14 protein-coding genes and 1 other annotated feature are annotated in these 15191 nt (G+C 37.3%); all 14 genes read right to left on the bottom strand.

From position 1 onward, the window contains the following. Entirely contained in the window at positions 1-744 is a 744-nt protein-coding gene (rlmB, locus tag JFU23_RS16130) for a 23S rRNA (guanosine(2251)-2'-O)-methyltransferase RlmB (RefSeq protein WP_002091503.1), read from the bottom strand. Next, positions 741-1148 (bottom strand): Mini-ribonuclease 3, encoded by a 408-nt coding sequence (locus JFU23_RS16125; protein ID WP_002009804.1) that lies wholly within the window; start codon positions 1146-1148, stop codon positions 741-743. The genes rlmB and JFU23_RS16125 overlap by 4 nt, the downstream gene beginning before the upstream one ends. Positions 1149-1150: 2 nt before the next feature. Continuing rightward, the gene (gene cysS, locus JFU23_RS16120) at positions 1151-2548 is read right to left on the bottom strand and encodes a cysteine--tRNA ligase (RefSeq protein ID WP_002091500.1); all 1398 of its coding nucleotides are present in this window, start codon (positions 2546-2548) and stop codon (positions 1151-1153) included. Beyond that, positions 2529-3194: a serine O-acetyltransferase gene (cysE, locus tag JFU23_RS16115; protein ID WP_002091498.1), complete on the bottom strand. Its 666-nt coding sequence runs from the start codon at positions 3192-3194 to the stop codon at positions 2529-2531. The genes cysS and cysE overlap by 20 nt, the downstream gene beginning before the upstream one ends. Positions 3195-3331: 137 nt before the next feature. Beyond that, positions 3332-3577 (bottom strand) — a binding site (T-box leader). Between the two features lie 47 nt (positions 3578-3624). Next, the gene (gltX, locus tag JFU23_RS16110; protein WP_002091496.1) at positions 3625-5082 is read right to left on the bottom strand and encodes a glutamate--tRNA ligase; all 1458 of its coding nucleotides are present in this window, start codon (positions 5080-5082) and stop codon (positions 3625-3627) included. Positions 5083-5171: 89 nt separating this feature from the next. Further along, positions 5172-5648, bottom strand: coding sequence for a 2-C-methyl-D-erythritol 2,4-cyclodiphosphate synthase (ispF, locus tag JFU23_RS16105; protein WP_000488386.1), 477 nt, complete (start codon positions 5646-5648; stop codon positions 5172-5174). A gap of 113 nt (positions 5649-5761) precedes the next feature. Next, complete coding sequence (gene ispD / locus JFU23_RS16100; RefSeq protein WP_201032301.1) at positions 5762-6442, bottom strand: 2-C-methyl-D-erythritol 4-phosphate cytidylyltransferase; 681 nt, start codon at positions 6440-6442, stop codon at positions 5762-5764. 16 nt (positions 6443-6458) lie between these two features. Beyond that, the gene (locus JFU23_RS16095) at positions 6459-7562 is read right to left on the bottom strand and encodes a PIN/TRAM domain-containing protein (RefSeq protein ID WP_002063406.1); all 1104 of its coding nucleotides are present in this window, start codon (positions 7560-7562) and stop codon (positions 6459-6461) included. 160 nt (positions 7563-7722) lie between these two features. Then, entirely contained in the window at positions 7723-8796 is a 1074-nt protein-coding gene (disA, locus tag JFU23_RS16090; RefSeq protein ID WP_000392162.1) for a DNA integrity scanning diadenylate cyclase DisA, read from the bottom strand. A 3-nt stretch (positions 8797-8799) separates the two neighbouring features. Then, positions 8800-10176 carry a DNA repair protein RadA gene (gene radA, locus JFU23_RS16085; RefSeq protein ID WP_002169331.1) on the bottom strand — a complete coding sequence of 459 codons (1377 nt, stop codon included), beginning with the start codon at positions 10174-10176 and terminating at the stop codon, positions 8800-8802. 94 nt (positions 10177-10270) lie between these two features. Beyond that, positions 10271-12706 carry an ATP-dependent protease ATP-binding subunit ClpC gene (clpC, locus tag JFU23_RS16080; RefSeq protein ID WP_002009819.1) on the bottom strand — a complete coding sequence of 812 codons (2436 nt, stop codon included), beginning with the start codon at positions 12704-12706 and terminating at the stop codon, positions 10271-10273. 22 nt (positions 12707-12728) lie between these two features. Further along, positions 12729-13793, bottom strand: a complete 1065-nt coding sequence (gene mcsB, locus JFU23_RS16075) for a protein-arginine kinase McsB (RefSeq protein WP_002167152.1) — start codon at positions 13791-13793, stop codon at positions 12729-12731. 4 nt (positions 13794-13797) lie between these two features. Next, the gene (gene mcsA / locus JFU23_RS16070) at positions 13798-14346 is read right to left on the bottom strand and encodes a protein-arginine kinase activator protein McsA (RefSeq protein WP_085308579.1); all 549 of its coding nucleotides are present in this window, start codon (positions 14344-14346) and stop codon (positions 13798-13800) included. Positions 14347-14515: 169 nt separating this feature from the next. After that, on the bottom strand, positions 14516-14977 hold the full coding sequence (ctsR, locus tag JFU23_RS16065; RefSeq protein ID WP_002029353.1) for a transcriptional regulator CtsR: 462 nt from the start codon (positions 14975-14977) through the stop codon (positions 14516-14518). Positions 14978-15191 lie beyond the last annotated feature (214 nt).

Here is a 15191-nt window from a genome sequence, read left to right as displayed (position 1 = left end):
TTATTTACCAATTTCGTGACGTTTACGATATACCTCATACATTAACAAACTTGCGGCTACTGAAGCATTTAAGGATGTAACTTTACCGACCATCGGTAAAGTAATTAGGAAATCACACTTTTCACCAATAATACGACTCATACCTTTTCCTTCACTACCAATTACTAGTCCGATTGGCATATTACCATCTAAATTACGGTAATCTGTTTTCCCTTTGGCATCTGTACCAGCAATCCAAAGTCCACGTTCTTTTAATTCATCAATTGTACGCGATAAATTTGTTACACGTGCAACAGGAATATATTCAATTGCCCCAGTCGACGCTTTCGCAACTGACGCTGTAAGCCCCACAGCTCTTCTTTTTGGAATAATAACCCCATGAGCCCCTGTTGCATCCGCAGTACGCATAATAGAGCCTAAGTTATGCGGGTCTTCAATTTCATCTAAAATCAAGAAGAACGGATCTTCATTGCGTTTTTCTGCTAATTTAAACAAATCCTCTAACTCAGCATATTGATATGCAGCTACTTGAGCAATTACACCTTGATGATTACCCTCAACCAATTGATCTAATTTCTTCTTTGGTGCGTGTTGCAAAATAACCTTATTCTCTTTTGCTAATGCTAGTACAATTTGCACTTGTCCTTTGGCAGCACCTTCCGCTACCAAAATTTTATTAATATCTCTCCCCGCTCTTAAAGCTTCAATTACAGGGTTACGTCCGATAATATATTCACTACTCATGATGATGTGCTCCCTTCCTTTTCTTCCAAAACGTCAATCGCCTTATATACAATCTCGTCCAATCTTTCACGATTATTCAACAAGTGATGATAACCGATTAGTGCTTCAAAGGCTGTACTGTGTCGATATGTTTGTACATCTGTATTTTTTGGAACAGTACCCGAATTCGCATTACGCCCTCTTCTTAATACCGCCTCTTCCTCTTCTGTCAAAAATGCCGTTTCTAATAAATGATAAACAACTTTCGCCTGTGCTTTTGCCGAAACAAAGCCCGTCCCTAAGCGATGTAATTGATTAGGGCGAACTGTCCCCTTTTGAAGGAGGTGATAGCGGATATATTGCTCATATACCGCATCACCCATATATGCTAAAGCTAAGCTGTTCAATTGCTTTGCATCAATCATTCTTATCCTCTTTTCCATCTTGTACCTTGAGCGGTATCTTCTAAAATAATATTACGTCCTTTTAAATCATCACGAATTTGATCAGATAGTGCGAAGTCACGATTTTGACGAGCTTCAATACGCTTTTGGATTAGTGCTTCAATTTCTTCATCAAGCAACTCTTCTTGTGCTAATTCTAATCCTAAAATACTAAATAATGTTTCAAGTTGTTTTACATACGCTTCAATTACAACTTTAGAAGTATGTTCTTCTAACAAATATTGATTTGCGTGATTTGCTACGTTATATAATTCAGTAATCGCATTAGCCGTATTGAAATCATCATCCATCGCTTCTTCGAATGCAACCTGGAACTTTTCCATTTCAGCTAACCATTTTTCATTATGGTCCGTTAAATCCGTACTACTTTCCATACGATGCTTTAAGTTACCGTAAGCTGTTTTAATTCTTTCTAGTCCATTATTAGTACTTTGCAATAAATCCTCGCTAAAGTTAATTGGGTGACGGTAATGTACCGATAGCATAAAGAACCTGATTAACTGTGGATCATATTGTTTAATGATATCGTGAACTAAAATGAAGTTTCCAAGCGACTTAGACATCTTCTCGTTATTAATATTAATATATCCGTTATGCATCCAATAACGTGCAAATGTTTTTCCTGTCAACGCCTCAGACTGCGCAATTTCATTTTCATGATGAGGAAATGCTAAATCTTGACCACCAGCATGAATATCAATTGTATCCCCTAAATATTTACGCGCCATTGCTGAGCATTCAATATGCCACCCTGGGCGTCCTTTCCCCCAAGGGCTTTCCCAGAAGATTTCTCCTTCTTTCGCAGCTTTCCATAAAGCAAAATCAAGAGGGTCTTGTTTCTTTTCTCCTACTTCAATACGTGCACCGTGACGTAAGTCTGCAATCGGTTGATGTGATAATTTACCGTAACCTTCGAATTCTTTCGTTTTAAAGTACACATCACCTTCTGATTCATATGCATACCCTTTATTCACAAGTTCTTGAATAAATTCAATAATGATATCCATATTTTCCGTTACACGTGGATGAACCGTTGCATGTTTGCAACCTAGTGCCGTTACATCTTCAAAGTAAGCTTCAACAAAACGATCTGCAATTGTTGGCACATCTTCACCTAATTCGTTTGCCGCCTTAATTAATTTATCATCCACGTCAGTAAAGTTAGATACATACTGCACATCATATCCTTTATATTCTAAGTAACGACGTACTGTATCAAACACCATAGGTGGTCTTGCATTCCCAATGTGAATGTAGTTATACACTGTAGGTCCGCACACATACATCTTTACCTTATTTTCTTCTAATGGCATAAACTCTTCTTTTTGACGCGTTAACGTATTATAAATGTGAATAGTCATTTTTATCCTTCCTTCCTACCTTTACTTCAAGTTGCTTTCTCAATTTATCAAGTTCTACTTCCATAACCTTTAATTTATCAAAAATCGGATCCGGAAGATCAGAATGATTTAATTCTTGACCAATTTTTACTCCATTTTGAATAACGACTCGGCCAGGTATACCTACAACTGTAGAATGCGCAGGAACTTCCTTTAACACGACAGATCCTGCTCCAATTTTAGAATTCTCTCCAATAGTAATAGAACCTAGTACTTTAGCACCTGTTGCAATTAATACATTATCCTGAATTGTAGGGTGCCTCTTTCCTTTTTCTTTACCTGTACCACCTAATGTGACACCTTGATAAATTGTTACGTTTTCGCCAATTTCACACGTTTCTCCAATTACAACCCCCATTCCATGATCAATGAAAAAACGACGACCAATAGTTGCTCCTGGATGAATCTCAATGCCAGTAAAAAAACGGCTAACTTGCGAAATCCAACGTGCCATAAAGAAAAAATTCCTTTTATAAAAAGCATGTGCAATTCGATGGGCCCAAACTGCATGTAATCCAGAGTAAGTTAAAATGACTTCGAAATAACTTCTTGCCGCTGGATCCTGTTCAAAAACGACTTCAATATCTTCCCGAAGCCTCTTAAACATCGATGTTCCCTCCCCTTTATGGGCTGCTTTTTTCGAGTGAACTAACTCCCCACTTCCCCCTAAATCTTTATACAAGGGGATAAAACTTATACTCACACCATTTACATGGTATAAAAAAAAGACGCCTCTGTCATATAGACAGAGACGCCTTATAAGCGCGGTTCCACTCTGTTTAGGCTAAAGAAGCCTCAAACTCATCCATGATAACGGTTTACACCGCTTCTGTTTACTTTGCGCCCTAAGACGTTCCACGAAATACTTCGCTGTTCAACAGAAGACTCGAAGGGGCATTTCAAAAATCCGCTTATAAACCACTTCCAGCCTAAGGGTGGTTCTCTCTGTAAAAAGCCTGATTTTCTACTTCTCCTTCTCGTCGCTTTTCCTTATTAGATTTTAGATATACTTATTATATTGCTAAACCTAGAAAATGTTAACCAATTACTTTTTGAATACGATTTAAAACTTTTTCTTTTCCAAGAAGAGCAATAGCGTTAGGAAGCTCTGGACCATGTGTTTGTCCAGTAGTAGCAACACGGATTGGCATAAATAGGTTTTTACCTTTATGTCCTGTTTCTTTTTGAACTGCTTTAATAGCCGCCTTAACTGCCGCTGGCTCCATTGCTTCTAAAGCTTCTAATTGATCGGCAAATGCACGAAGTACTTCAGGTACTTGTTCACCTTTCAATACTTCTTGTCCCTCTTCTTCATGATCAACATGATCTTTAAAGAACATTTCAGAAAGCTCTACAATTTCAGCTCCAAAGCTCATTTGGTCATGATATAAAGCAATTACATCACGAACCCACGCTTGTTCTTGTTCACTTAAGTTTTCACCTACGCGACCCGCTTTCACTAAATGCGGTAAGCTTAGTTCAACAACCGTATCTAAATCTTGTTTTTTCATATATTGGTTGTTCATCCATTTTAGTTTTTGGGAATCAAATAATGCAGGTGATTTTGATAAACGAGCTGCATCAAACATTTTGATGAACTCATCTTGAGAGAAGACTTCTTCTTCACCTACTGGTGACCAGCCTAGTAATGCAATAAAGTTAAAGATTGCTTCTGGAAGATATCCAAGCTCTTTATATTGCTCAATAAATTGAATAATAGATTCGTCACGCTTACTTAGCTTTTTACGGCTTTCGTTTACAATTAAAGTCATATGACCGAACTTCGGGATATCCCAACCGAAAGCTTCGTAAATCATCATTTGTTTTGGCGTGTTTGAAATATGATCATCACCACGAAGTACGTGTGTAATCTCCATTAAATGATCATCTACCGCTACCGCAAAGTTATAAGTTGGAATTCCATCTTTTTTCACGATAACGAAATCACCAAAATCATTTGAATGGAATGCAACTTCATCTTTTACGAGATCTTTAAACGTGTAGTCGCTATCAGCCGGCACACGGAAGCGAATACTTGGAATACGGCCTTCAGCCTCAAATCCTTTAATTTGCTCCTCAGTTAAATCACGGTGGTTTCCTGCATAACGCGGTGTTTCACCACGAGCGATTTGACCTTCACGCTCTGCTTCTAGCTCTTCTTCTGTCATATAACATTTGTAAGCTAAATCACGCTCTAATAAATCTTTATATAATTTTTTATAAATATCTAAACGCTCTGTTTGACGATATGGTCCAAATTCACCACCAACATCAACACCTTCATCCCAGTCCATACCGAGCCATTTCAAGTATTTTAATTGGCTTTCTTCTCCACCAGCAACATTACGTTTCACATCAGTATCTTCAATACGAATAATAAACTTACCATCTTGATGACGAGCAAATAAATAATTAAATAATGCCGTACGCGCATTTCCGATATGTAAGTGTCCTGTTGGACTTGGCGCATAGCGCACTCTCACTTGCTTTTCCATAGTTGGTACACCTTCCAATCTTAATGTCAACACATTCTATAATTGTACACCAAAAAAACGTGATTATCCATCTTACGAATTAAAAACCACTATTTTTTCTGTAATAAAACAACCGCTTGAGAAGCAATCCCTTCTTCTCTACCTGTAAATCCTAATTTTTCTGTTGTTGTTGCCTTTACATTAATATTATCAATAGACGTTTCTAATAGTTCACTAATGCGTTTACGCATGCTTTCAATATGCGGTGCCATTTTTGGCTTTTGGGCAATAATTGTACAATCTAGGTTCCCTAGCTCATAACCTTGTTCACGCACAAATTCCCAAACCTTTTGTAACAATACAGCTGAATCCGCATCTTTGAAGGCAGGATCTGTATCGGGAAAATGTTTTCCAATATCTCCTGCTGCAATTGCTCCTAGACATGCGTCAGCAATCGTATGTAACAATACATCTGCATCCGAGTGACCGATTAATCCTTTTTCATGAGGAATTGTAATTCCACCGATAATTAACGGTCTACCTTCCGCAAATTCATGTACATCAAAACCTTGTCCAATTCGAAACATTCTTTACATCCTCCTCAATCTAAACTACTTTATGAATTCTATATTATATTGCTATCTCTATAAAGAAAAGCCCGGCAACTGCCGAGCTTTTCTTTACTATAATACCATCACTTCTATTTCTTCTGAACATGAAGGAAACTTTCAGCAATTAGTAAGTCCTCTGGAGTCGTCACTTTAATATTATAGTAACTCCCCTCTACTACGCCTACTTTCTTCCCTACACGTTCTACGAGACTTGCGTCATCTGTACCAAGAAAATAACTTTGCTTTGCACTTCTATGAGCTTCTAATAAAAGAGGAACAGAAAATCCTTGCGGTGTTTGAACCGCTTTAAGCTGAGAACGTTCTACCGTTTCAACAACAACACCCTGTTCTACTTTCTTAATGGTATCCTTCACTGGCACCGCACAAATGGAAGCACCATATTTCTCTGCTGCAGTTAATACATCTTGCATCATCTTATTCGTTACGAACGGGCGCGCACCATCGTGTACGAGAACATATTCAACACCACTCACATACTGAAGCGCATTATACACACTATCTTGTCTTTCGGCCCCGCCTTGAATAAATTGCACCTGCTTTTCAACCGGGTACTTCTGCATTAACTCCTCAAAATAAGGGCGTTCCTCTTCGTTAATTGCCATGATAATACGTTTACATGCTTTATCTTTTTCAAAAGCACGTAATGTATGCACAATGATAGGTACTCCATTTATAAGTAAGAACAACTTGTTTTTGCCAGCACCCATCCGTTTCCCTTGACCCGCTGCTGGAATAATTAACGTATACATATTAATAATCCTCTACTTATAATGCTTTTTCTAATAATTTACGTTTTGCGAAAATCATACGACCAGCCGATGTTTGCAACACACTTGTAACTAGTACATTAAGTTGCGAACCGACATATTCTCTACCGTCTTCTACTACAATCATCGTGCCATCATCTAAATATGCCACACCTTGATTTTGTTCTTTACCATCTTTCACAACATAAACACTTAATTCTTCGCCAGGGAGTACGACTGGTTTAATTGCATTTGCTAAATCGTTAATGTTTAATACTGTTACTCCTTGTAATTCAGAAACTTTGTTTAAGTTGAAATCATTTGTTACAACAGTTCCACCAGTGATTTTAGCTAACTTTACAAGCTTGCTATCCACCTCTTGGATATCCTCAAAATCGCCTTCATAAATTTCCACCGGAATTGGTAGCTCTTTTTGAATACGATTTAAAATATCTAATCCTCTGCGACCACGATTACGCTTTAAAGCATCAGAAGAATCGGCAATATGCTGAAGCTCTTCTAATACGAATTGTGGAATCACAATTGTTCCTTCTAAAAACTTCGTTTGGCAAATATCCGCAATACGTCCATCAATAATTACGCTTGTATCGAGAATTTTCCAATGAGTTGTAGATTTTTCTACCTCTACCTCTTCGTTCTCGCTATTGTTTTTCTTCTTACCTCCACGCTGGGGTAATGTAAATAATCCTAGCAATTCATTTCTCTTTTTAAATCCTACTTGGAATCCTAAATAACCAAGTAAAAGAGTAAAGAACACTTGTAATACTGTACTAATGACTGGAATCGTGAATTCACGAATTGGTATCAAAATTAAATATGCAACAATAAGACCAGAGATCAACCCTAATGTACCAAATAAAACATCCGCTACCGGTGCCTTTACAAGGGCTTCTTCGATATGTTTAATAAGTTGAACAATATAATCCACAAGCCAAAATGTTGTTAAAAATAAAATAATTGCACCAATAATTGCACGAACGTACGATCCCTCAAGCAAAGGAACAGCACCAACGTCCAATACATTAATAACTTTTGGGATTAGAAAAATCCCTAACGCTCCCCCGATCACTAAAAAGAAGAGCTGTACGATCCTTTTTAACATCCAACCACCTCCTACTCATTATTAACCATTGTTTTGCTAATCAAAACGCCGAATGCAAAAGCGGACGTGTTTTTTTGTAAATAGTTTTATTTACCAATATACCATATCATATAACAAAAATGTTCTAGTGTCGTTATATTATGGAATCAATGTAATATTCTTAATTGTGTCTACTCATATAGAGATGCTCTTGAATTCTTTTTAGGCCCTCTCGTATTTTCTTCGCCCTAACTTCCCCAATTCCTTCCACATCATCCAATTCATTAATAGTTGCACGACAAACACCTTGCAATGTTTTAAATCGATTAATTAAATTTTCAATGATAAGTGGTGGAACACGAGAAATTTTGCTTGCGATTCGGTATCCCCTCGGTGTCACGCTTTCTTCTAAGCTCATTTGCCCTGGATAGCCGAGCAATTTAACTAAATCGCTATCCTCTAAAAGCTGTGTATTTGCAAGATCTTGTAACTTTTTCAAAATTTGATGGTGATCCTGCGTTTTTTCTTGATAATAATCCTTAATTAATAACGCTGCCTCTGCTTCTAAGTCGGCTAGTAATTCTGTAAGTTGTAAACGAATTAACCTTCCTTCCGTTCCTAACTCATGAATGTAGCTCACTATTTCATTTTTAATACGCAGTACCATTTCAACACTATGTAAAACGTGAACTACCTCGGACATTGTAACGACCTCTTCAAATTCTAGAATGCCCAAATTCGTAATCCCATCATTCCATACAGCTTTATATTTTTCTAACGTTTGAATAGCTTGGTTTGCCTTTGTTAAAATTACACCTATATCTTTTAGTGTATAACGTAAGTTCCCTTGATATAGTGTAATTACGTTACGTCTTTGTGAAATAGCCACAACAAGGCTAGCCGTCTGCTTTGCTACACGCTCTGCCGTTCGGTGACGCATACCTGTTTCAATAGAATCAATGGATGGATCTGGAACTAATTGTGCATTTGCAATTAAAATTTTGCTCCCAGTTTCATTTAAAATAAGTGCCCCATCCATTTTTGCTAATTCATATAAACTAGCCGGTGAGAATGCACAATTAATGTGAAATCCTCCATCAACAATACTTTTAATCTGCTCATTATACCCAAGAACAATTAGCCCTCCAGTTTGCGCACGAAGTACGTTATCTATCCCTTCGCGTAGTGGTGTTCCTGGGGCAACAAGCTGTAGAATATTAATCATACTTTTGACACGTTGCTTGTTTTCCTCCATAGCCTAGCCTCCTAATGTCAAACGAAGCGCTTCTCCTAAATTAGAAACACCTACTACCTCAATCCCATCTGGAATTGTCCATCCTCCCAAATTTTTTCTAGGAATAATAGCACGTTGAAATCCTAATTTCGCTGCTTCTTGTACACGTTGTTCAATTCTTGATACTCTTCTTATTTCTCCAGTTAGGCCTACTTCTCCTATTACCGCATCGGCTGGTGCAGTAGCTTTATCTCTGAAACTTGAAGCAATACTTAAGGCGACAGCTAAATCGATTGCTGGTTCATCTAATTTCAAGCCACCCGCAACTTTTAAATATGCGTCTTGATTTTGCAACAATAAACCTGTTCTTTTTTCTAGCACTGCCATAATAAGTGAAACGCGGTTATGATCAATTCCCGTCGCCATTCTTCGAGGATTTCCAAAACTAGTAGGGGAGATTAATGCTTGTATTTCTACTAAAACCGGCCTTGTTCCTTCCATTGAAGCAACCACTGTGGATCCTGCAACTCCAACCGGACGTTCCTCAAGGAAAATTTCAGAAGGATTTAGTACTTCTGCAAGACCTAGTTCCTTCATTTCAAAGATACCCATTTCATTTGTGGAACCAAAACGGTTCTTCACAGCTCGCAAAATACGATATGTATGGTGACGATCTCCTTCAAAGTAAAGAACTGCATCAACCATATGTTCTAGCATACGTGGTCCTGCAATTGCCCCTTCTTTTGTCACATGTCCGACGATAAAAATAGGAATCCCTTTCGTCTTTGCAAGTTTCATTAATTCCGCTGTACATTCACGTACTTGCGTTACACTCCCTGGGGCTGACGTCACTTCAGGTAAATGTATCGTCTGAATGGAGTCAATAACAACAAAAGCTGGATTCATCTCTTCAATGTGCGCTGCAATTCTCTGTAAATCAGTCTCTGCTACAACAAATAGATTACTACCCTTTACATGCAAACGATCTGCACGCAGTTTGATCTGCTTTGCTGACTCCTCACCTGATATGTATAGTACATCATATAAAGAATCTGCTAATTGCGATGAAATTTGTAATAACAATGTTGATTTCCCAATCCCAGGGTCTCCACCAATAAGTACTAAAGATCCATCTACAATCCCGCCACCAAGTACACGGTTAAACTCTTGAAATTTCGTTTCAATACGCGCCTCAGACTTTGTTTCTACCTCTGTTAAGCGTCTTGGTTTTGTTACTTCTGATTGAATTGCATTGGCATAATTAAGGCGTCTTGATGATACAACTGGTTCCATCTCTTCAACAAGCGTATTCCATTGACCACATCCAGGACATTTCCCCATATATTTTGGCGACTGATAACCACATTCTTGACATGTAAATTTTGTTTTCTTTTTAGCCATATCTTTTATAGTTCACTTCACTTTCATCTACAAACGTTTATCCTTCTCGTACAAGAAAGAGGGCTATCGCGTAGCCCTCTTTGTTTGTCTATACTTATTTTACCTTTTCCGCACTATGAATGACAAATGATTCTCCTTCTATATCAAAGATAACTTTTTGTCCTTTCTCAATAGCACCTTTTAACAGTTCTTCTGATAGTCTATCTTCTACATGTTTTTGAATTGCTCTACGAAGCGGACGAGCACCGTACTCTCGATCAAATCCTTTATCAGCAATTGCTGAAATTGCTCCTTCTGTTAAGTGCAATTCAATCTCTTGTTCTTTTAAGCGTTTCACTAACTGATTCACCATAAGAGTTACAATTTCTTGAATATGTTTTTTCTCAAGCATATGGAACACGATAATTTCATCAATACGGTTTAAGAATTCTGGACGAAATGCTTTTTTCAATTCATCCATTACTTTACCTTTCATATCTGAATAATCACGGCTCTCATCTTGTACGTTAAATCCAAGATGTTTATTACGTTTTAATGCGTCTGCACCAACATTAGACGTCATAATAACAATTGTATTACGGAAATCAACTGTACGTCCTTTAGAATCTGTTAAACGGCCATCTTCTAATACTTGTAGTAAAATATTAAACACATCAGGATGAGCTTTCTCTACTTCATCTAATAAGACAACTGAATATGGCTTACGACGAACTTTCTCTGTTAATTGTCCACCTTCTTCATATCCAACATATCCTGGAGGAGATCCAACTAAACGAGAAGTAGAATGCTTTTCCATGTACTCAGACATATCGATGCGAATCATTGCATCCTCATCACCGAACATAGATTCTGCTAATGCCCTTGCTAGTTCTGTTTTACCTACACCAGTAGGTCCTAGGAAAATAAATGAGCCAATTGGACGTTTCGGATCTTTTAATCCCGCTCTCGCACGACGAACAGCTTTTGCCACAGCTACAACTGCTTCATCCTGCCCAATTAAACGATCATGTAAAATTGATTCCAAGTTTAATAATTTATCTGTCTCTGTTTGTGCAAGTTTAGAAACTGGAATACGTGTCCATGTGGAAACGACATTTGCAATATCTTCTACTGTTACTTCTGAGTTTTCTTGTCCTTGTTTCTCTTTCCACTGACGCTTTGTATCTTCTAACTTTTCACGTAAACGTTGTTCCATATCACGTAAGGAAGCAGCTTTTTCAAATTCTTGGCTTTGTACAGCTGCATCTTTTTCTTTTCTAATTTCCTCAAGCTTCACTTCAAGCTCTTTTAAGTTTGGCGGTGTTGTATAAGAACGTAAGCGCACTTTTGATGCAGCCTCATCAATTAAATCGATTGCTTTATCAGGTAAAAAACGGTCTGTAATGTAACGATCTGAAAGTTTTACAGCCGCATCGATTGCATCATCTGTAATAGATACGCGGTGATGCGCCTCATAACGGTCACGTAAACCTTTTAAAATTTGAACTGATTCTTCTAAGTTTGGTTCATCAACATGAATTGGTTGGAAACGTCTTTCTAATGCCGCATCCTTTTCAATATATTTACGATATTCGTCTAAAGTTGTTGCACCAATACATTGTAATTCACCACGTGCTAAAGATGGTTTTAAAATATTCGATGCATCAATTGCACCTTCCGCCCCGCCTGCACCAATTAACGTATGAAGCTCATCAATAAATAGAATGATGTTACCAGCTTGGCGAATCTCATCCATCACTTTCTTTAAACGATCCTCAAATTCACCACGATATTTTGTTCCAGCAACAACTGTACCCATATCTAATGTCATAACACGCTTATCTCTTAAAGTTTCAGGAACTTCATTATTTACAATTTGCTGTGCTAATCCTTCCGCAATTGCTGTCTTACCTACACCAGGTTCTCCAATTAATACTGGATTGTTTTTTGTTCTACGGCTTAACACTTCAATTACACGTTGAATTTCTTTACTACGTCCAATAACAGGATCTAAACGATTTTCACGTGCAACAACTGTTAAATCACGTGCTAGACTGTCAAGTGTAGGTGTATTCGCATTTGTTGATGAACCACCCTGGTGACCTGAACTAGCTTCATTACTTCCAAGGAGTTGTAACACTTGTTGTCTTGCTTTATTTAGGCTTACACCTAAATTATTTAAAACGCGTGCTGCTACACCTTCACCTTCACGGATTAAACCAAGTAAAATATGTTCTGTTCCAACGTAGGAATGGCCTAGCTTACGAGCTTCGTCCATAGACAACTCAATAACTTTTTTAGCACGAGGTGTGTAATGTACTGTTTGAGAAGCTTCTGTTCCACGTCCAATTAATGCTTCTACCTCTTTTTGAACTTTCTCTGGACTTAATCCAAGAGCAATTAACGCTTTTGCTGCAATTCCTTCACCTTCGCGTACAAGCCCAAGTAAAATATGTTCTGTTCCAATATTATTATGCCCAATGCGAATTGCTTCCTCTTGAGATAAAGCTAATACTTTCTGTGCTCGTTCTGTAAATCTTCCAAACATCATAGAAATCGCCTCCTACTTGCGCTTAATTTTGTTCAATTCGTAATCGCTCACGGATTAAGGTTGCTCTTCGATAATCTCTTTCTTCTGGTCCTAAAGGTCCTCCTGCATATTGTTGCAAAATGCCTGGCTGAGTAAGAACCATTAACTCAGTTAAAATATTTCTCGATATACCTTGTATATATCCTAAGTCAATACCAAGCCGTACATCTGATAAGCAAGTGGCTGCTTCTGCAGATTGAATTAAACGACTGTTAGCTAGTATTCCGTAAGAACGATATACTTTATCTTCAAGCTCAATGCTTGAATTTTGTACAATTAATTCTCTAGCCGTTTTTTCTTGATGGATGATTTGTTGAATGACACTCTTTAAATCTGCAATAATATCTTCTTCTGATTTCCCTAGTGTCATTTGATTTGACACTTGAAATATATTACCTAACGCTTCGCTACCTTCACCGTATATTCCTCTTACTACTAACCCTAATTTTTGAATTACTTGTATAATACGGTTAATTCTTTTCGTTAAAACCAGTCCCGGCAAATGAATCATTACCGAAGCCCTTAATCCTGTACCGACGTTAGTGGGGCAACTCGTAATATATCCAAGCGATTCATCAAAAGCATATTCAACCTGCTCCTCGATCCAATTATCTATTTGATTGGCACTTTGAAGCGCCTCTGATAACTGTAAACCTGAAAATAGGCACTGAATCCTAACATGATCCTCTTCATTAAGCATGATACTTATATGTTCACTTTCTGATAGTAGGCATGCTCCGTATTCTGTTCCTGCAAGATTTGGACTAATTAAATGCTTCTCAACTAAAACTCTCCTTTGAAGAGGATTTAATTCATTCATTTTTAATAGTTCAAACTCCCCAAAAGGTTCTACAGTTTTTTTTATAAACTTCTTCTTAAATAACTCATGAATCTGCTTAGCTTCTTCCTCGTTTTGCATAGTAGAGAATTGATATTTTTTAAAATTACGAGCCAAACGAATTCGACTACTTAAAACAATATCAGAATCAGGGCCATCTCCCTTCATCCATGGACTAATCGCTTCATTCATGATTCTGTCCAGTGACATAGAACTATTCCCCCTCTCTATGCTCACTAAGCTGATTTACAAGACCTCGAATTTTATCTCGTACTTCAGCCGCTTTCTCAAATTCCTCTTTCTGTACATATTGTTTCAGATTGAGTTTTAGTTCATCTAATTCTTTCTTTAAGTAGATATTTCCTTCTATAAGTTCAGGAATTTTTCCACAATGATCCGTATGCCCACCGTGAAGACGTTTTAACAACGGTTTTAAATGCCCCTTAAATGTATCGTAACAAGAAGCACATCCAAAGCGTCCCACTTTTGTAAATTGTTCATATGTCATCTTACAATTCGGACATCTTGATATATTTGTATTTGAAAATGCATCTTGCCCTTCTTCAAACATTGCCGGTTCACTATGCAATAATCCGGCTAATAGGTCATGGAATGAAAAATTAGACTGCGGTGATTGAAAGAAAGACGTATAGCCACTTTGTTCTGCACATTGCTCGCAAAGATGAACTTCCGCCTTTTTTCCGTTGATTACTTTTGTATAATGTAAAGTTGCTGGTCTTATATTACAGTTTTGACAAGTCATCGCTATCCCCCACCTTTACAACAGGAACGATCTATCTCATGATACTTTTCATACATTACTAGATTGTTCTCTTTCCTTAATCCATTTAGTAAAAGCACATGTCATCTTTCAAAATCCCTACAATATTAAACTGCATTATCTTAGCTATCATTCTTAACAAAAGTTATATTTATTTATATTTCAGTGTTCTTAACATTGCGCATAATATTCGAGCCCTAAGTTCATCTCGAGAAGGAACATCCATTAATAATACAGAACGATCTAGTACGCTTAACATAAGTTTAGCTTCACGATTTGTTATAATACCCTCTTCTATTAAACGTATAATCATGCTTTCTGCATTTCCTTGTGCAACGCTATGATCAATCATATGAAGCATTTGATCAATAATGTCTATATCATCATGCAGTTTGACTTTTATAATGCGAATGTAACCTCCTCCACCTCGTTTACTTTCTACTACGAATCCTCTTTCTAACGTAAAACGGGTATTGATTACATAGTTGATTTGAGACGGCACACAATCGAATCGATCAGCGACCTCATTCCTCTTGATTTCAATCGCATTATTATTGCTTAAGTCAATAACTTGCTTTAGATATTTCTCAATGATATCAGATATATTTCTCATTTATCCGCCACCTTTATTGACTTTGACTATCTTTGACTTTAATTATATACGTATTAAAAAAATTTGCAACTCTTTTGCTTATTCACTATCCTAGCCACATTTCCCTGTCTTTAATCAAAAGGACGATTCTTTAAGTAAAGATTTTTTAAATTACTATGAATTGTAAAAAGAAACACGAAAAAACACAAGTCAAAAGACTTGTGTTTTTATTTTG

It is taken from the genome of Bacillus sp. TH50 (assembly GCF_016650565.1).
GTDB lineage: Bacteria > Bacillota > Bacilli > Bacillales > Bacillaceae_G > Bacillus_A > Bacillus_A mycoides.
This window is presented reverse-complemented; position numbering and strand designations above follow the sequence as displayed.

Excerpts from the sequence above, each read along its gene's own strand:
- rlmB (WP_002091503.1), bottom strand. The coding sequence starts at position 744 with ATGAGTAGTGAATATATTATCGGACGTAACCCTGTAATTGAAGCTTTA.
- JFU23_RS16125 (WP_002009804.1), bottom strand. The coding sequence starts at position 1,148 with ATGATTGATGCAAAGCAATTGAACAGCTTAGCTTTAGCATATATGGGT.
- cysS (WP_002091500.1), bottom strand. The coding sequence starts at position 2,548 with ATGACTATTCACATTTATAATACGTTAACGCGTCAAAAAGAAGAGTTT.
- cysE (WP_002091498.1), bottom strand. The coding sequence starts at position 3,194 with ATGTTTAAGAGGCTTCGGGAAGATATTGAAGTCGTTTTTGAACAGGAT.
- gltX (WP_002091496.1), bottom strand. The coding sequence starts at position 5,082 with ATGGAAAAGCAAGTGAGAGTGCGCTATGCGCCAAGTCCAACAGGACAC.
- ispF (WP_000488386.1), bottom strand. The coding sequence starts at position 5,648 with ATGTTTCGAATTGGACAAGGTTTTGATGTACATGAATTTGCGGAAGGT.
- ispD (WP_201032301.1), bottom strand. The coding sequence starts at position 6,442 with ATGTATACGTTAATTATTCCAGCAGCGGGTCAAGGGAAACGGATGGGT.
- JFU23_RS16095 (WP_002063406.1), bottom strand. The coding sequence starts at position 7,562 with ATGTTAAAAAGGATCGTACAGCTCTTCTTTTTAGTGATCGGGGGAGCG.
- disA (WP_000392162.1), bottom strand. The coding sequence starts at position 8,796 with ATGGAGGAAAACAAGCAACGTGTCAAAAGTATGATTAATATTCTACAG.
- radA (WP_002169331.1), bottom strand. The coding sequence starts at position 10,176 with ATGGCTAAAAAGAAAACAAAATTTACATGTCAAGAATGTGGTTATCAG.
- clpC (WP_002009819.1), bottom strand. The coding sequence starts at position 12,706 with ATGATGTTTGGAAGATTTACAGAACGAGCACAGAAAGTATTAGCTTTA.
- mcsB (WP_002167152.1), bottom strand. The coding sequence starts at position 13,793 with ATGTCACTGGACAGAATCATGAATGAAGCGATTAGTCCATGGATGAAG.
- mcsA (WP_085308579.1), bottom strand. The coding sequence starts at position 14,346 with ATGACTTGTCAAAACTGTAATATAAGACCAGCAACTTTACATTATACA.
- ctsR (WP_002029353.1), bottom strand. The coding sequence starts at position 14,977 with ATGAGAAATATATCTGATATCATTGAGAAATATCTAAAGCAAGTTATT.